The 18407-nt window shown below is 34.9% G+C and carries 14 protein-coding genes; 2 read left to right on the forward strand and 12 right to left on the reverse strand.

Annotation, left to right across the window (positions count from 1 at the left end):
- Positions 1 to 46: 46 nt before the first annotated feature.
- Positions 47 to 877, reverse strand: a complete 831-nt coding sequence (locus F5ESL0233_RS04480) for a DegV family protein (protein WP_122058963.1) — start codon at positions 875 to 877, stop codon at positions 47 to 49.
- Between the two features lie 237 nt (positions 878 to 1114).
- On the opposite strand from F5ESL0233_RS04480, the gene eno reads away from it, so the two are divergent.
- Together eno and F5ESL0233_RS04490 are read left to right on the forward strand one after the other, a co-directional pair.
- On the forward strand, positions 1115 to 2401 hold the full coding sequence (gene eno / locus F5ESL0233_RS04485) for a phosphopyruvate hydratase (RefSeq protein WP_118897025.1): 1287 nt from the start codon (positions 1115 to 1117) through the stop codon (positions 2399 to 2401).
- Positions 2402 to 2549: 148 nt separating this feature from the next.
- Entirely contained in the window at positions 2550 to 4823 is a 2274-nt protein-coding gene (locus F5ESL0233_RS04490) for an HAD-IC family P-type ATPase (RefSeq protein WP_122058964.1), read from the forward strand.
- A 530-nt stretch (positions 4824 to 5353) separates the two neighbouring features.
- Here F5ESL0233_RS04490 and F5ESL0233_RS04495 read toward each other — a convergent pair.
- From F5ESL0233_RS04495 to F5ESL0233_RS04545, 11 genes are all read right to left on the reverse strand, one after another.
- Positions 5354 to 5878, reverse strand: coding sequence for a GNAT family N-acetyltransferase (locus F5ESL0233_RS04495; protein ID WP_090092168.1), 525 nt, complete (start codon positions 5876 to 5878; stop codon positions 5354 to 5356).
- A gap of 202 nt (positions 5879 to 6080) precedes the next feature.
- On the reverse strand, positions 6081 to 6608 hold the full coding sequence (locus tag F5ESL0233_RS04500) for an adenine phosphoribosyltransferase (protein ID WP_090092169.1): 528 nt from the start codon (positions 6606 to 6608) through the stop codon (positions 6081 to 6083).
- Positions 6609 to 6701: 93 nt separating this feature from the next.
- Positions 6702 to 8987 carry a single-stranded-DNA-specific exonuclease RecJ gene (recJ, locus tag F5ESL0233_RS04505; protein WP_122059254.1) on the reverse strand — a complete coding sequence of 762 codons (2286 nt, stop codon included), beginning with the start codon at positions 8985 to 8987 and terminating at the stop codon, positions 6702 to 6704.
- A 123-nt stretch (positions 8988 to 9110) separates the two neighbouring features.
- Positions 9111 to 10949 carry a translation elongation factor 4 gene (gene lepA / locus F5ESL0233_RS04510; protein ID WP_122058966.1) on the reverse strand — a complete coding sequence of 613 codons (1839 nt, stop codon included), beginning with the start codon at positions 10947 to 10949 and terminating at the stop codon, positions 9111 to 9113.
- A 352-nt stretch (positions 10950 to 11301) separates the two neighbouring features.
- Entirely contained in the window at positions 11302 to 12441 is a 1140-nt protein-coding gene (gene dnaJ / locus F5ESL0233_RS04515; protein ID WP_090092172.1) for a molecular chaperone DnaJ, read from the reverse strand.
- 78 nt (positions 12442 to 12519) lie between these two features.
- On the reverse strand, positions 12520 to 14358 hold the full coding sequence (dnaK, locus tag F5ESL0233_RS04520; protein WP_090092174.1) for a molecular chaperone DnaK: 1839 nt from the start codon (positions 14356 to 14358) through the stop codon (positions 12520 to 12522).
- A 19-nt stretch (positions 14359 to 14377) separates the two neighbouring features.
- Complete coding sequence (gene grpE, locus F5ESL0233_RS04525; RefSeq protein ID WP_090092175.1) at positions 14378 to 14956, reverse strand: nucleotide exchange factor GrpE; 579 nt, start codon at positions 14954 to 14956, stop codon at positions 14378 to 14380.
- A gap of 12 nt (positions 14957 to 14968) precedes the next feature.
- A complete protein-coding gene (hrcA, locus tag F5ESL0233_RS04530) occupies positions 14969 to 16018 on the reverse strand; it encodes a heat-inducible transcriptional repressor HrcA (protein ID WP_122058968.1) in 1050 nt (349 codons plus the stop codon).
- A 126-nt stretch (positions 16019 to 16144) separates the two neighbouring features.
- Positions 16145 to 17077, reverse strand: a complete 933-nt coding sequence (gene ribF / locus F5ESL0233_RS04535) for a riboflavin biosynthesis protein RibF (RefSeq protein WP_122058970.1) — start codon at positions 17075 to 17077, stop codon at positions 16145 to 16147.
- A 19-nt stretch (positions 17078 to 17096) separates the two neighbouring features.
- Positions 17097 to 17990: a tRNA pseudouridine(55) synthase TruB gene (truB, locus tag F5ESL0233_RS04540; protein ID WP_122058971.1), complete on the reverse strand. Its 894-nt coding sequence runs from the start codon at positions 17988 to 17990 to the stop codon at positions 17097 to 17099.
- Between the two features lie 38 nt (positions 17991 to 18028).
- Complete coding sequence (locus F5ESL0233_RS04545; RefSeq protein ID WP_090092181.1) at positions 18029 to 18391, reverse strand: ribosome-binding factor A; 363 nt, start codon at positions 18389 to 18391, stop codon at positions 18029 to 18031.
- Between the last annotated feature and the right edge of the window lie 16 nt (positions 18392 to 18407).

Here is an 18407-nt window from a genome sequence, read left to right on the forward strand (position 1 = left end):
AAGCAGTTCACATCGCTATGTTGAACTGCTTTTCGCTATTTAAAAATTACCGCTCATCGAAACCAACCATTAAACTACCGGCTTCTGCGTAAAAAGCACATAGACCATGCATTGGTCGAATTATTATTTCTGCTTGAGGATATGATATGAGAATTTTTTCTTTAAGTACTTGCGCATCTTTTTCATTATTACACTGATCAATGATTACTCGCCCACCTTGATAGTTCATTTCATTCATCAATTTTAATATTTCATTTAAAGAACGCTTCATACCACGTACTTTAGCAATTGGTTCCAATTTCCCTTGCTCACTAGCTGTCCCAACAAGATTGATTTTTAACATTTTAGCTACTTTAGCTACTGCCATACTTACACGACCGTTTAAAGCTAAATTATGTAGGGATTGTAGCACAAACAATAAGTGCGTATGCGTTTTGTATTCCGAAATTTTTTGTTCTATATCTACAAACCTAGTTTGATCATCAACCAAGCGTTCAATTTCACGTTGAATCATTGAAACCTCTGGTCCAGCAGTTCTAGAATCAATAACGATGACCCGACTATTAGGATTATCTTTTTCATATATCTGCTTTGCTTGATAAGCTGAAGAAAAACTACCACTAAGTCCACTAGTAATTGTTAACATAATTGCTCGGCTACTACCTTCTAAGGCTTTAAGCCACTCATCGATACTTGGACAAGATGTCCTTCCCTCTTCGGTATTTTTCGCCATTGAATCAAGAAAATCAGCCATATTTAAATGTTGATCATCTATAAAGTCTTTACCTGAAATTGATATTGTTAAAGGAACGACTGTCAGTCTTTCACTTATCTTTTCATTAGCACTAGAATCGATTATTAATTTTACTTCTTCCATTTATTGAATATCCTTATTAAAAATAAACCAATCAAAGTTAAGATTGTATAGTTAAATAATAATGCAAATCGACTAAAAAAGCGAATAAATGCTTATAAAATTTTTAATACTAGAAAACGGTTACAAATGTTTACATAATCACAAACTTAGGCTAAAATTTGTCATGTAGACTTGGAGCTCTGCTCCACTAATGTATGTACTAATTAGTACAGCATTTATTATTTAGGAGGTTTTTAGATGTTAAAATCAGTCATTGAAAATGTTCATGCACTGGAAATCTATGATTCACGTGGTAATCCAACTGTTGAGGCGTTTGTTACGCTTTCAAATGGTGTTGTAGGAAAGGCCGAAGTTCCATCTGGTGCTTCAACAGGTGAAAACGAAGCTGTTGAATTGCGTGATGGTGATAATCGTGTTGGCGGTAAAGGTGTTGCCAAAGCCGTTGAAAACGTTAATACTAAGATTGCCGAAGCTTTAAAGGGTTTAGATCCTCACGATCAAGCAAATATTGACCGTGTTATGATTGAATTAGATGGTACCCCTAACAAGGCTAAGCTTGGTGCTAATGCAATTTTGGGTGTATCAATGGCTACTGCTGCTGCTGCTGCTAAAGATACTCATCAACCTTTATACCGTTACCTTGGTGGAACTGACCTTGAAATGCCTCAAACTTTCCACAACGTTATTAACGGTGGAGAACACGCTGACAACGGTATCGATGTTCAAGAATTCATGATTACCCCAGTTAAAAAGACTTCATTCCGTGACGGTTTTGAAAAGATTGTTAACACTTACCACACATTAAAGAAGGTTCTTGAAGACATGGGTTACGAAACTGGTCTTGGTGACGAAGGTGGTTTCGCTCCTAACATGAAGAACTCTGAAGAAGCTTTGCAAGCTTTACACGATGCTATTGTTAAGGCCGGTTACAAGCCTGGTGAAGATATTGCAATTGCTTGTGACTGTGCTGCTTCATACTTCTACAACAAAGAAGATGGTAAGTACCACTTTGAAGGTAAAGTCTTTGACGACGATCAATTAGCTGAATACTACGACAAGTTACTTGATGAATTCCCTGAATTAATTTCAATTGAAGATCCATACGATGAAAATGATGTTGAAGGAATGATTAAGTTTACTCAAACTCACAAAGACAGAATTCAAATCGTTTTAGATGACTTCATTTGTACTAATCCTCAACTTTTAGCTAAAGCTATTAAGGAAGGTGCTGGTAATGCATCATTAATTAAGTTGAATCAAATTGGTACTGTTACTGAAACTTTGGAAACTATTCGTCTTTCACGTAAGAATGGTTACAACACCATGATTTCTCACCGTTCAGGTGAAACTGGTGATACTTTTATTGCTGACTTCGCTGTTGCAATTAATGGTGGTCAATTGAAGACTGGTGCTCCAGCTCGTTCAGAACGTGTTGAGAAGTACAACCGTTTACTTGAAATCGAAGAAGAACTTGGTGCAGGTGAACGTTTAGCTACTTTCCCAGATAACGTTAACAAGGACTAATTAGTCTTATCATAAAAAAGCTTGCTTATAAGCAAGCTTTTTTTGTGCCCTATTTGTTGTAAGTAAAACCATTCCGTTTTATTTGCTAGAAAACGGGGCATATTTATGCTAACTTAAATAAAGAATTACTTGTTAAGGAAGGAAAATTATGTCTGAAAAAATTGCTAGCTTAAGTCAAGCCGAAGCAGATGAATTACTAACAAAAAATGGGTTAAACGAAGTACCCGAACCTCAATTTAACTTTTTTAAAGAATTTTTAGCTAAATTATGGAATCTATCCGCCTGGATTTTAGAAGCTGCCTTACTTCTTGAGTGTCTTTTAGGTAAATGGATCCAATCTTTTTTCGTTTTATTAATGTTACTATTTGCTGCTTGGAATGGTGCTTCAAAGAAAAAGCAGTCTCGCCGTGTTTTAAACACTATTTCTCATAAATTAACCCCTCTGGTATCAGTTCAACGCGATGGAATTTGGAAAACTATTGATTCCAAATATTTAGTTCCAGGCGATTTGATTAGTATCCAATCTGGCGATGTGCTAGCGGCAGATGTTCAAATACTTGATAACCCAGTTTCTTTTGATGAAAGTTCTATTACGGGTGAAGCAAAAACCGTAAAAAAGAACATTACAGATATCGCCTTTGCGGGTACAACTGTAACCGAAGGAAGTTCCCTAGCTCGTGTAACCGCAACTGGGGCAAATTCACGTTCTGGGAAAACCATTAATTTAATTAATAATTCAGCTGCTCCAGGTCACTTGCAACAACTATTAACTAAAATTATTTATTATCTCTGTATCCTTGATGGAATTTTAACTTTAGTAATCGTGATTGCTTCCTTCTTTAAAGGTGGTGATTTGAAGAATTTAATTGATATGCTACCATTTTTGGCAATGATGTTTATTGCCTCCATACCTGTTGCGATGCCTTCAACCTTTGCCCTCTCCAATTCCTTTGAAGCTACTAGATTAAGCAAAGAGGGGGTTTTGACATCTGATTTAACCGGTATTCAAGATGCAGCTAATTTAAATTTAATTTTATTAGATAAAACTGGAACAATTACCGAAAATAAAACAGCTGTTTCTCAATGGACTAATTTTAGTGAGATGAGCAATGATACGGTATTAGAACTTGCTTCTGCCGCCATTGATCAAAGGAATAAAAAAATTATTGATACTGCGATTACCGATTATATTTCCAACTGCAACTTACAGATTAAAACTAGTAAGGACTTTACTCCTTTTACCTCTGCAAGAGGCTATTCAATGGCCAATGTTGATAACCATAATGTTAAATTAGGGTCATTCAAGCAATTATCTTTAATTGATTCAACTGCCCTAACCAAAGTTAAAGATATTGATTTTAGTTCAGGACGATCCGTTGCTGTGTTAATTGATGATATTTTAGCGGGAGTATTTATTTTAGAAGATAAAGTAAGATCTGACTCAAAAGCTGCTATAGCTGAACTTAAAAAACGTGGTGTTCTGCCAATTATGCTAACTGGTGATAACCAAAAAACCGCTCAGGCTGTTGCAAAACAAGTTAACTTAAGCGGAAAAGTTATTTCTATTCATGATTTTAATGATCAAACTGATATTCAACATCTTGCTGGAATTGCTGACGTGTTACCAGAAGATAAATTACGAATGGTCAAATTTTTTCAAAAAAAAGGTTATATTGTAGGAATGACTGGGGATGGTGTCAATGATTCTCCTGCATTAAAACAAGCCGAAGTTGGAATCGCTGTTTCAAATGCAGCCGACGTTGCCAAACGATCCAGTAAGATGGTTCTTCTTGATGATGGCTTAGCATCCATTGTTAAAATTCTAGACGCTGGACATCGGGTATATCAGCGAATGACTACCTGGTCGTTAACAAAATTAGCTAGAACTGCTCAACTCACTATGCTACTTACTTTTGGCTATTTATTTTTCGATTATATCCCTATGGCCTTAAATGCAATGGTTATTTATACCATTATGAATAACATGGTTACAATGATGATTGGTACTGATCGCACCCACATCACTTACCGACCAGAAAATTGGGATATGGCTAAGTTAGCTAAAATTGCTTTTTCACTAGCATTCGGCTGGACCTTGATTGGCATAGCAGGTATTTGGTACTTAAATAACCATAACTTTAGTCATGGTACTATTTCAACTATGGTCTATGTATATCTAGTTTTAAGTGCAATGTTTATTATTTTAATAACTCGGACAAAGCATTACTTTTGGCAAGACTATCCTTCTAAAGCCGTTGGATTAACGCAAATGGGAGATATTATTCTAACAATTGTGCTTGCACTAAGCGGAATTGCGATGACTCAGATTAATTGGATAAATTTGCTAATTACTATTTTTATTAGTTTAATAGCAGCAATCTTAATTGATTTATTTTATCAACCAATTATGAAAAATAAATAACTAAAATTGAAGTAGATCGCTCCAAATATCTCTTGTGATAAGTTTGGGAGCGATTTTTATTGTCTCTCAAATATGAGCTGCTTCTTGTTGCCTCTTTAATAATTAAAAAAGCTGAGCACGCCATTTTGACGTACTCAGCTTTTAAAGATTATCAGGCGTTCCTGACTATCCTCGCCTAATAAAATATGTTTGTATATGTGTTTGTATATGTGTTTGGTTATAAAAATTAAAAATAGGAAAAAATATTTAATTAATCAGGAAATTTAATTAGTTTATTTAAAATTTGAATCATTAACATAAATCATAATATATCAATGACCCTCTAACCACCCCCTTAAAATTGTTGATTTTATCGAGTTATACGGTTTTAATTTAATAAGCTTTAACTGTTTTTGTTTTTTGCAATAAATCAATATATAATTTGTATTTTAGTAACTATTGTTTAAACAGTTTATTTAAATATACTACAAAACTAGTTAAAAAAACAACAATAAATTAAAAAAGATTCCCAAAGTTAACGGAACCTTTTATTAATTATTACTCTTTAATTCATACACATAAGATGTTTCATTTGGTCTATATACACCATGCAAAGTACCTACTCGAGTAAAGCCCATCTTATTAATTAAATGTTGCATTGCCTTATTATCTTCGTGAGTATCAATGCGAATTGAATCAATATCTGTTCTATTATCGAGAATATAATTAATAACAGAGCTTAATAATTCTGTTGCATAGCCCTTCCCTGCATAATTTGAATGGATTGCTACTCGATGAATAACTACATATTTATCAGTATTACATAACCACTGGCCAACTAACTTATCGTAAGCATGATCAGGAGCGTTTACAATAGAAATTGCCCCAATTGTTTCACTATCTGCTGAAGAAGCTAGGTATGCTGAACCATGTTCAATATCCTCTTTAATTTGAGCTTTAGAAGGATAATCTCCTTGCCATTGATCAACTCCTCTTTCAGCTAACTGGTTAGCGCCATCTTTCAAAATCGTCATAATTTGGTCAAAATCGGCCATGGTTGCTTTTCTTAATTTCAAATTATTATGCTCCTTTTTTGAGATACCGTACCATTATAAATACTTGAACACTATTTGTAAAAAGATTTCGTCCTAAAATTAAAAAAAGTTTGCGATGATTACGTTCTGTTTAAGAAAATTAAGTTGATCCCTACTTTTAAATACCAGAGTCCTATAAATAAAAGGCTTGATACACTTGTGCATCAAGCCTTTTTTATTGTTCTTAAGCTCCGTGATACTGAACAAGAGAAAAGACATCTAAGCCTGGCAACTTCTCTTTACCCTTTAAATCAGGTAGTTCAATATAAAAAGCAGCTCCTACTAGTTCGCCACCTAGTTCTTCAACAAGTTCCTTACATGCTCTTAAAGTTCCAGCCGTAGCAAGCAAATCATCACAGATGACTACTCGTTGTCCGGGTTTAATTGCATCTTTATGCATTTCCAAAATATTGGAACCATATTCTAAATCATAGGATGCGCGCTCAACTTCACGTGGTAGTTTCTGTGGCTTTCTGGCGGGAACAAAACCTAAGCCCAATTCAGTTGCTACTGGACAGCCAACAATAAAACCGCGTGCCTCAGGGCCTACAATTACATCAGCCGCTCTACTTTTAGCGTATTCCGCCAATTGGTGAGTAGCTTCTCGAAATAACTTCCCATCTTGCAAGATGGGTGTAATGTCGCGGAAAGTAATTCCTTTATTCGGGAAATCCTTGACACTTGCAATATGATCTTCAAAAACGTTTGCCATAAGAAGAAAAAAACCTCCAAATTCAATTGCTTGCTACAGCTTCTTTGACTTATCTATTCTACCAGACTTTTATCTTAAAAGCATTAAATGCTATTAATTATTGTTCTTTAATTGCTGATTAACATACATTAGCAACTTTTCACTTGGCATTTGTCGTAATTGTTGAATAAAATTAAGTTGTGATTGAATAGCACAAAAATACTTTGAAGCAGTCAAGGCTTTTTTTTCTGGATTTTTAATACCCCAAATTTTATTTTGCTTAATTGTAATAAATTTTAATTCATAAAAAACACGCATAATAAATAGTATATTCTGATAATCAATACCTAAAAATGGTGCCACCTGTCGATATTCATTAATTTCTAATCCTGGATGCTGGTATACATATTTAAGAAGCACTTCAAAATATTTCTTTGCCGGCATTAATTTAATTGGTAATTGATCTAGCAGAAAGCGTAAATAAAGCTGTTTATAATTTTTACTCAAGGCTTGATCCAATTCAACCTGATTATGAGGTGTATCGAGAAAGACCACAACTTCACGATCACTGTCATTATCATATTCATCAATTAGGGTGATTTTTTTAGAATCAATATCAAAACTATTATTTGCCACTTCTAAGTTTTGCTTGTCAAATAAAAGATAGCGATCAGCAAAGCCCATTATATGCTTTTCTTGACGCAAATCAATTACTGGAGTTGAAAACAAAAATTTAGGTGCTGAAAAAACAATTCCCTCGATTATTCCCTGTAATTTAACTTGATTACGATAATTATTTTCACCAAGTTGGATAAACAATTGGTTTATATATGGTAATAAATCTTTAGTTATGTATTTTTTATTAAAGCCCACTACCTCTAATTTATTATTTTTTTGGCTTAATGTTAATTTAATATGGTTCTTATCCTTACCCATAAAAAAGCAACTGCTGATTTCTAAATTAGAAATACTGAAAATTGGCTTTACATTGTCAGTTCCATAGGGTCCAACTTGATTAATTTGGTGCATAATATCAAGAGAAAGATGCGTAAATGGTAATTCAAAATCATAATACTTAACTACTGTACTTTCATGAATATCGTAACTAGCTTCAAATTCGGTTCTAAGGGTAGCAATTTTGCTTTCTTCCATTGATAGCCCACAAGCAAAGTCATGACCACCAAATTTAAGAAATAAATTTTGTTTTAAGCTATCTAACGCATTAAAAATATTAAAATTTGCAACTGAACGCCCTGAACCTTTGATAATTCCTGCTCTATTTTTAGTTAAAATAATTGTTGGCTTATGTAACTCTTCGGCAATTTTATTAGCCACCAGTCCTAAGACACCTTCGTGAAAGTCAGCAGAATAGATAACAAGTGTTTCCCTTGATTGCCAATTATTGACTTTAACTTGCTGTAAGCATGCCTTATATACTTTAGCTGTTAAATCTTTACGCTGTTCATTAAGGTTTTCAATCTTATCGGCTATTTTTTGCGCTTCAGCTTCACTTTCACACAACAATAGTTCAACTGCCAAACTAGCATTATCGAGTCTTCCCACTGCATTTAATCTGGGAGTAATATTAAAGCCAACATCATTCTCATCAATTTGACCACTTTGCAATCCTGAATTTTTAATTAGTGCCTTCAGCCCAGGTCTATCGGTTTGATTTAGTACTTCTAAACCACGTTTGACAACAATGTGCCCCTCACCTGAAACTTTCACCATGTCACCAATTGTGCCAATCATCGCAAGCTCTAATAATTCAGGCATCGGATCTTGCATCAATTCACGACAAATTGTATAAGCAACTCCCGCACCACAATAATCATCAAACGGATATTTTTGTCCCGGATAGTTGCAGTGCACTAGGGCATAACAATCAGGTACATTTTCTTGCATTTTGTGATGATCCGTAATTATGGTATCAACACCCTTGTGCTTGGCATAAGCTACTTCTTCTACTCCAGTAATACCATTGTCAACGGTAATAATTAAATTAGTCCCATTAGCAACTATTTTCTTATATGCGACTAAATTGGGACCATAACCATCTTCAAAACGATTAGGAATAAAATAGTGCACATCAGCCCCTAAAATTTCCAGTGTTTCCATCATAATAGCAGTAGCTGTTATTCCATCTGCATCATAATCGCCATAAATAGTTATTTTTTCATTATGCTCAATAGCTAAATTAATACGTGCGACTGCTTTAGCCATATCATGCATTAAATTAGGATCAGCTAAATCTTCTTCGGTAGCATTTAACCAATATTCTAATTTCTCTACTGTATTTAGATTACGTAATGCAAACAATTTTGCAGCAATGGGTTTTAGCTGATATTTTTCAACTAATTCAGGAGCTAATTCTTTACTAGTGCGCTCTTTCCACTTTATCATTTACTTAATTATGCCTTCTCTAAAATAGTAAAATTCCAAAGTTAAATATTGCGATGCTGGAACTTAAAAATTGTCACAGTACCATATTAAATCTTTGGAATTAAAATATCTTGTTAAAATTTATTTTGAGTTTAAATCATCATCATTCATTCTTAGAACTGCCATAAACGCATCTTGGGGAACTTCAACTTGTCCAACAGCCTTCATTCTCTTTTTACCACGTTTTTGTTTTTCAAGTAACTTTGCCCGACGATCAGGGTCACCTGTATGAATTTTCCAAGTAACATCTTTACGATACGGCTTAATTGTTGCTCGCGAAATTATTTTTGCTCCAATTGCTCCTTGAATATCAACTTCAAAGTTTTGCCTTGGAATCAGCTTCTTTAGCATTGAAGTCATTTGTCTTGCTCTATTTTGTGATTCATCGCGATGAGCAATAAAACTCAAGGCATCGATAACTTGTTTATTTAGCAAAATATCAATCTTGACTAAATCGGTTGCACGATAGCCAGTAATTTCGTAGTCTAGTGACGCGTATCCTTTAGTAGACGATTTTAAATCATCAAAGAAATCATAGATTATTTCGGCTAAAGGCATATTATAAATTACATTAACCCGGTATTTATCTAAATAATCCATTGTAACAAATTCACCGCGTTTACGTTGACAAAGTTCCATTACCGGACCTACAAAGTCACTTGGTACCATTACTTCTGCTTTAACATAAGGTTCTTGAACTTCACGATATTCTCCAGCTGAAGGCAAATCAGATGGATTGTCAATCACTTTTGTAGAGCCATCGTTCATAATTGCATGATAATCGACTGAAGGGGCTGTCATAATTAGATCTAAATTAAATTCTTGCTCTAATCTTTCTTGAACCACATCCATATGCAATAGACCTAGAAAGCCACAACGAAAACCAAATCCTAATGCAGTAGAAGTTTCTGGTTCAAATTCCAGTGCAGCATCATTTAATTGTAATTTTTGAAGTGCCTCTTTCAAATCGTCATATTTTGAGTTATCAACTGGATACATACCCGAATAAACCATTGGTGGGATTTGACGATAGCCAGGAAGTGGTTCAGCTGTCGCATTTTCGTTTGAAGTAATTGTATCTCCCACCCCAGTTTCACGAACTGACTTAATATTAGCTGTTAGATAGCCAACATCTCCAGCAATTAAAAGATCTTTTTTCACGGGATGCGGACTAGAAACACCAACCTCAGTTACTTCATACTCTTTTCCCGTGTTCATGATTTTAATATGGTCACCAGGTTTAACCATTCCATCTTCGACTCTAATTGATAAGACGACCCCACGATAGTCGTCATATTTTGAATCAAAAATCAAAGCCTTAAGTGGTGCCTCTAAATCACCATCCGGAGCAGGAATATCTTGTACAATTCTTTCTAATAAATCACCAATACCTTGCCCAGTTTTACCTGAAACTTCAGCCGCATTAGACGCATCTAATCCTAACATCTCGGTAATCTCTTCTTTTGCTTGCTCGGGATTTGCTGATGGTAAATCAATTTTATTAATAACCGGTAAAATTTCTAAATCATCATCAATAGCTAAATATGTATTGGCTAAGGTTTGTGCCTGTACACCTTGAGAAGCATCAACGACCAAAAGCGCTCCTTCACAAGCAGCTAGTGACCTTGAAACTTCATAAGAAAAATCAACATGACCTGGTGTATCAATAAGATGAAAAATATAATCTTCACCATTTTGAGCATGATATTTAATTTCAACTGAGTTCATTTTAATTGTAATTCCTCGTTGACGCTCAAGTGGCATATCATCTAGCATTTGATTCTTTAACTGCCGCTCTGAAACCGTATCGGTTAACTCTAAAATTCGATCAGCAATCGTTGATTTACCATGATCAATATGAGCAACAATTGAAAAGTTGCGAATATGTTTTTGATAATCTTCTAATTTTGTTAGATCCATAAATCATTTGCATCCTTTTGTTTTTTCTGTCATTGACCAATCAACGTTTTAATGCTGATTGATGCAATTTTTATTTCTTAATTACTTTCAGATTAATAATTATTTACTATATTATTGTGAAGACTACTTTCTTCTTTCTGTGTAAGACAATTATACCATACCCCCCATACTGAAAAAATAACTGCAAGTTAGACCTATGTTTCAGAATAAAGTCTTAACATTAACTTTTAAGTAATTATTACTACTAAAATCAATTAAATTAATTATCTAGCAAACATTTTTAAATGCTGTGATTTTCATTGACTGTTTAGCAGAATAAAAAAAACGCAATAACTAAATTGCGTTTTCTTAATTATTGCAGTTTTTCTTTTAATCTTTCAAAGAAACCTTTTTCTTGTGGATTAATGGATCCCCCGCCAGCCTTAACAAAGTCAACCAAGGCTGCTCTTTGTTTTTCGTTAATGGTCTTAGGAATCTGTACTTCAACTGTTGTTACTTGATCACCACGTGCATTACCACGTAAATATGGAACTCCCTCACCTCTTAATGTGAATTTTTTATTAGGCTGGGTACCAGCAGGAATTTTTAATTTTTGCTCCCCATGAACAGTTTTAACTGTAATTTCATCCCCAAGAGTAGCCTGAGCAAATGAAATTGGCACCGTTGTATAAATTGTATTCCCTTCACGCTTAAAGTCCTTGGACGGTTTTATCCGATATGAAATATATAAGTCACCATAAGGCCCACCGTTTTTACCAGCTTCACCTTGACCTTCATAGCGTAACTGCTGACCATTGTCAATTCCGGCTGGAATATTAACTTCTATAGTGTTTTTACCATCTACAACACCATTTCCATGACACGTACCACAAGGATGTTCAATAATAATCCCTCGTCCATTACATTTGTCACAAACCGTTTGCCGTCGAATCATCCCAATCATTGACTTCTGCGTAACTGTCATATAACCAGTTCCATTACATTTGTCACAAGTAATTGGATGGGTACCCTTTTCAGCACCACTTCCCTTACATGTCCCACAAATTTCACTACGAGTATATGAAACTTGCGTTTTTTTACCAGTAATAGAATCCATGAAATCAATAGTTAGGGTATAGTCTAAATCTTCGCCACGTGTTGGTGCAGTCGGATCTGCTCGTCGCTGTCCACTAGAAGCGCCACCAAAGAAATCGTTAAAAATATCACCAAAATCACCGAAACCACTAAAGTCACCGTAGCCTTGACCTGCACCACCAAAGCCAGCTTGGCCATTCACACCAGCTGCACCAAATTGATCGTACTGACTCTTCTTTTGTGGGTCATGAAGAACTTCATAAGCTTCATTTATTTTTTTGTATTTTTCCTCTGCACCTGGTTCATGATTGATATCAGGATGGTATTTCTTAGCTAATTTACGATAAGCAGAATTAATTTCTTTATCACTGGCATTTCGATCAACACCTAGCACACTATAATAATCTTCTTGTGCCATCTAAAAGCTCCTTACTTTCCAAAAGAAAAGAACTACTTTCATGGCAGTTCTTTTCTAATTTATTCAATTATAAACCCATTACTTGTCAGGGTCTACTTTATGAAATTCGCCATCGCTAGCTGAACCATCACCTGCATTGCCATTTTGACCATCAGCTTCAGCACCAGGTTGTCCTTGAGCTCCACCATTAGCTTGGTATAACTTAACCGCTAAGTCTTGAGCAACTTTTGATAGTGCATCTTTCTTAGTCTTCATTTCTTCCAAGTTATTGTCCTTTTGTGCCTGCTTCAATTCATCAAGCGCATCTTGAACCTTCTTAATATCGTCTTCAGAAACTTTATCCTTAACTTCACCCAAAGTCTTTTCAGTTGAGAAAATTAATTGATCAACTTCATTGCGTAAGTCAACTTCTTCTTTCTTCTTTTTATCTTCTTCGGCATGCTCTTCAGCTTCTTTTTGCATCTTTTGAATTTCTTCATCGGATAAACCAGATGAACTCTTAATGGTAATCTTTTGTTCTTTACCGGTACCCATATCTTTAGCCGAAACGTTTACAATTCCATTCTTATCGATATCAAAGGTTACTTGAATTTGTGGAACACCACGAGGTGCGGCAGGAATATCAGTCAGTTCAAAACGACCCAAGGTCTTATCATCAGCAGCCATTGGACGTTCACCTTGCAAAACGTGGACATCAACAGCAGGTTGATTATCAGCAGCAGTTGAAAAGATTTGACTCTTAGACGTTGGAATTGTGGTATTCTTTTCAATTAATTTAGTGAAGACACCACCCATGGTTTCAATACCAAGTGAAAGTGGAGTAACATCGAGTAAAACGACATCCTTAACATCACCTGAAATAACACCACCTTGAATAGCAGCACCTAAGGCAACAGCTTCATCAGGATTGATTGAGTGGTCAGGTTCTTTGCCAGACCACTTCTTAACTGCTTCTTGAACCGCTGGAATTCTAGTCGATCCACCATTTAAAATAACCTTATCAATATCATTAACAGTTAAGTCTGCATCTTTTAGTGCATTATCAAATGGAATCTTAGTTCGATCAACAAGATCAGCCGTTAATTCATCAAACTTAGCACGAGTCAAATCAGCTTCTAAGTGTAATGGACCGGCTTCACCAGCAGAAATAAATGGAAGTGAAATGTGAGTTGAAGATACACCAGATAGATCTTTCTTAGCTTTTTCAGCAGCATCTTTTAATCTCTGTAGTGCCATCTTATCAGTTGATAAGTCCACACCATTTTCATCTTTAAAGCCTTTAACAAGCCAGTCAATGATCTTATTATCAAAGTCATCACCACCAAGACGTGTATCACCATTAGTGGACAATACCTGAAAAACACCATCACCTAGTTGCAAAACAGAAACATCGAAAGTTCCACCACCAAGGTCATATACTAAAACTTTTTCATCTTCAGCATCTTTATCCAAACCATAAGCAAGTGATGAAGCAGTTGGTTCGTTAATAATCCGTTTTACTTCTAAACCAGCAATCTTACCAGCATCTTTAGTAGCTTGACGTTGAGCATCATTAAAGTAAGCTGGAACCGTAATAACTGCTTCAGTAACCTTCTCACCTAAATAGTCTTCTGAAAATTTCTTAATATATTGTAAAATCATTGCAGAAATTTCTTGTGGTGTATAGGCCTTATCCCCAATTTTCACTTTATAACCAGCCTCACCAATGTGACGCTTAATTGAAGAAATAGTATTAGGATTAGTAATTGCTTGCCGTTTAGCTACTTCACCAACTTGAATTTCACCATCCTTAAAGGCAACTACTGAAGGAGTAGTTCTGTTACCTTCTGGATTAGTAATAATTTTTGGTTCCTTACCTTCAAGAACTGCAACTGCAGAGTTAGTTGTTCCAAGATCAATACCGATAACTTTTGACATTAATAAAACTTCCTTTCAATTATTGTGCAACAACAACCATTGCTGGTCTTAATGTGCGATCCTTATATAAATATCCCTTTTGTAAAACCTGAACGATATAATTCTTCTGCTCATTATTTTCAGCAGTAACCGTTTGAACTGCCTGATGTAAGTTTGGATCAAATTCTACACCTTCAGCATCGATTTCACTAATTCCATGATCTTTCATCGCTTTAATCAGGGAGTCAAGAGTCATTTGAACACCCTTTTTAAGCTGCTTTGAAGCTTCATCATCTACTTCAATTGCTAAAGCTCTTTCTAAATTATCCATTGCCGGTAAAATATCTTTAGCTAAAGACTGAGATTCATACTTAATCAATTGTGCACGTTCATTATTATAACGATTTTGCATATTTTGCATTTCTGCTTGACTACGTAAGTATTTATCTTCTAAATCTTTATTTTGTTCCTGTACCCTAGTTAACTCTGATTTGATTTTATCTTTTTCAGATTCAGATGCTTGTTGATCATCTACTTGAGCTTCAAAATCTTTCGTTTCATCCGTTGCCGGTTGATTTTCTATAAAATCTTTTTCATTAGTCTGTTTTTCTTTACTCACAGTTAACCTCCTTTATTTAAATCTGCCATAATATTCCAGTAGCTTTTTAGCTAATTCATTTCTAAAATATTCTAGTAGGCCAATCACTTGCGAATATGGCATATTATTAGGACCAAGTAAAGCAATAATACCCTTACCATATGACCCTACACTGTACTCTGCAGTAAGAAGACTATAATCCTTCAATAAATCATTAGATAATTCCGAACCTAAACTAACTCTTATGGGTGAGTGACTATCACTTGAGTTCATTACATTAGTCATTAAATTCGAAACTATATCTTCATGACCCAGTAATTCATAGAGCGATTTCAAACTTGAAGCATCGCTTAGTGAACTGTTATTTAAAAGGTTTAGCTGCCCGTCAACATACATTTGCTCACTAGTAGCCTCTTTAACCACATCTTCAACCAATTCAATTAATTCAGTGATATGATGAAGACCAAATTTTTCACTTAAATCTTGACTTAATAAACTCGGGTTTATTTCGTTTAAAGTCTTACCTACCAATTCATCGTTTAGCATTCGCACAGCTTTTTCAACTTCATCGCCACCAATATTATAGGGTAAACGATAAACTTGACTGTGAACATTCCCATCACTGGTAACCAAAATAGCCATAACTTGCCTATTCACTAATGGAACAATTCGAAAACCAGTAATAGTTAAAGAATTACTCTCTGGTCCTTCAGCAAAAGCAGTATAATTAGTCAAATTAGATAAAATCTTGGCCGCCTCTTGAACAATTTCATTAACTTGATGAAATGGCTGGCTAAATTGTAGCATAATTCTATCATATACTGATGCTGGCAAACGTAATGGCTCAACTAAATTATCTAAATAGTACCGATAGCCTTCAGTTGATGGTAAACGGCCACTAGACAAATGAGTTTTTTCAATTAAGCCCTTGTCTTCTAAAAGAGCCATTTCATTACGAATAGTTGCACTGGAAACTTTAATTGGCAGTTGGTTCATTACAGTTTTTGAACCGACAGGATCATGTGTCTGTGTAAAATTATTAATAATTGTTTTTAAAATTAATTCTTGACGTTCGGTCAACATAAATATCGCCCTCACTTTTAGCACTCTTATTTGCTTTGTGCTAACAATTATTATGATACTAGTATTTAGCAGAATGTCAAGCTGAGTGCTAATTATTTTGAAATAAATTTTTGCAACAATTTCAACTTACCTGTACCGCTCAAAATAGTCTGTAATCTTTAATTTATCCTGTTTCATTTGCTCTTTTAGTTGATTTAAATTAGCAAACTTTATTTCGCCACGTGTATACTTATACCATTTAATTATTATCTTTTGGTCATAAGCCTCTTCACTAAAACCAAATAAGTTAGATTCAATATATATTTTTTGGGCACTGTTAATTGTTACATTATAGCCTACACTAGTCATTGATTCATACCACTTACCATTAATCATTGTCCTTGTAGCATAAACGCCAACTTTAGGAATCACCTTATTCTCATCCCAAACTAAATTAGCAGTTGGAAAGCCCAACTTGTGACCATTACGTAGTCCATGCCCAATATAACCGGACATGACATAAGGTGTGCCAAGTAAGTCTTTAACTAAGTCCATTTTCCCATTTTTAATAGCTCTTTTAATCTCTGTTGAGCCAATTTTTTGGCCATTGTATGTTTGTTCCGGAACCGTAATAATCTCAAATCTGTTTTGCGCAAATTTGGGTAAATTTTGCATATTGGCAATATTTTTAGGTCCATAGGTATAATCAAAACCAGCAACAACAGTCTCAGTATTAAGTTTAACAATAATATTATCTACAAATTCTTGGGCACTTACTTTGCTAAATTGCTCATTAAAATGCATCACCAACAAATAATCTACTCCAAGCTGCCGCATTTTATATATCTTTTCATCTAGGGTATCAATATAACTCACTACTTGGTTTTGATAGACCTCCTTAGGATGCCGATCAAATGTCATTAGCACTAAGGGTAAGCCCTTACTATTGGCAGTGTTCTTTGCGACCTTTATTAACTGCTGATGTCCACGATGAACACCATCAAAAAAGCCGAGAGCCAATACAATTTTACCCGGGACAATATTCTTTTTAACTGGATAAGATAAATGAATAATTTGCACTGTTGAACCTTCATTTCATCTAATTATTTTGCAAAAGCATTAATTCAGGACGGTACATTGTACCTCTGGCTTGATAAATCGCCTTAACTTTATTATTGTACCTTAATGCAACTTTTTTTGCATTCGTTTTCAAAGCAATTGCTGCCCCATTTTTTACCTTTAGCCATTGATTTTCGTTCAAGTCAATTGTCTGATAATCTTTGAAAAATACTTCGATTGGTTGTATTGCTTTTTCAGCTATAGCTGGATTGCTAATAATTTCATCTAGTTTAACAGCTTGACTGAGATTAAAGCCTGAGCTTGCTGTCCTTCGTAAGGTTTGCATTACTGCCGGAACACCTATATTTTCGCCTAGGTCATTGACAAGTGAACGCACATATGTGCCTTTACTACATTCAATTTCAAAATTAAAAGTTTCTTGTCCCTGTTCTAAGTCAAATTGAGGCTCATCAACCGCGTTGTATGCAAAAATTTTAACTAATCGCTTTGGTCGTTCAACCTCAATACCTTCGCGTGCATATTCATAGAGGTGCCTGCCATTTAAACGTACAGCTGAGTAAATTGGTGGAACCTGTTCTATTTTTCCAATAAACTCTTGCATCCTTGTTTGCAGAGTATCTTTACTAATTTTCGTTGTTAAACGCTTAGTTTCGAGTACTTTACCAGATGTGTCATAACTATCCGTGGCATAACCTAACAGGCCCGCACCACAATATTTTTTATTTTTTTGATGCATTAATTCAATCAATTTTGTCGCTTGTCCAATTGCAATTGGTAAAACTCCAGTTACATCAGGGTCTAAAGTTCCCGCATGGCCAATTTTTTTAATATGCAGTACTTTACGCAAATGGTAAACAACATCTGCACTCGTCATACCCTTTTCTTTATCAATTACTAATATTCCGTTAATCATTTCCCTACCTACTAAAAAAGCGCTAACCAGCGCTTTTCTTAATTATTGCGATCTGCATCTTGCTTTTTTACTTCTGCAATTAAACGATCAATCTTACTACCATATTTAACTGAATTATCCCGTTTAAAAATTAATTCTGGAACTTTATAAACAGTTAAAATTTGTCCTAAGAGATGACGCATCATTCCCTTAGCTTTTTCTAAACCAATAGCCGTTTCTTCTTCCTTTTTTGGATTTTCAGAAAGAATGCTGTAATAAACAGTAGCATAAGACAAATCATTGGTACATTCAACTGCTGTAATCGTTACATCTTTAACACGTGCATCACGTATATCTTTTCGTAAAATTTTAGTTAATTCACGCAGAATTTCGCCTTCAACACGACCAATTCTATGTTTCATACTTTGCTCCTAATCA

Source organism: Lactobacillus sp. ESL0233, assembly GCF_003692995.1.
Taxonomy (GTDB): Bacteria; Bacillota; Bacilli; order Lactobacillales; family Lactobacillaceae; genus Lactobacillus; species Lactobacillus bombicola.

Excerpts from the sequence above, each read along its gene's own strand:
- F5ESL0233_RS04480 (WP_122058963.1), bottom strand. The coding sequence starts at position 877 with ATGGAAGAAGTAAAATTAATAATCGATTCTAGTGCTAATGAAAAGATA.
- eno (WP_118897025.1), top strand. The coding sequence starts at position 1,115 with ATGTTAAAATCAGTCATTGAAAATGTTCATGCACTGGAAATCTATGAT.
- F5ESL0233_RS04490 (WP_122058964.1), top strand. The coding sequence starts at position 2,550 with ATGTCTGAAAAAATTGCTAGCTTAAGTCAAGCCGAAGCAGATGAATTA.
- F5ESL0233_RS04500 (WP_090092169.1), bottom strand. The coding sequence starts at position 6,608 with ATGGCAAACGTTTTTGAAGATCATATTGCAAGTGTCAAGGATTTCCCG.
- lepA (WP_122058966.1), bottom strand. The coding sequence starts at position 10,949 with ATGGATCTAACAAAATTAGAAGATTATCAAAAACATATTCGCAACTTT.
- dnaJ (WP_090092172.1), bottom strand. The coding sequence starts at position 12,441 with ATGGCACAAGAAGATTATTATAGTGTGCTAGGTGTTGATCGAAATGCC.
- dnaK (WP_090092174.1), bottom strand. The coding sequence starts at position 14,358 with ATGTCAAAAGTTATCGGTATTGATCTTGGAACAACTAACTCTGCAGTT.
- hrcA (WP_122058968.1), bottom strand. The coding sequence starts at position 16,018 with ATGTTGACCGAACGTCAAGAATTAATTTTAAAAACAATTATTAATAAT.
- truB (WP_122058971.1), bottom strand. The coding sequence starts at position 17,990 with ATGATTAACGGAATATTAGTAATTGATAAAGAAAAGGGTATGACGAGT.
- F5ESL0233_RS04545 (WP_090092181.1), bottom strand. The coding sequence starts at position 18,391 with ATGAAACATAGAATTGGTCGTGTTGAAGGCGAAATTCTGCGTGAATTA.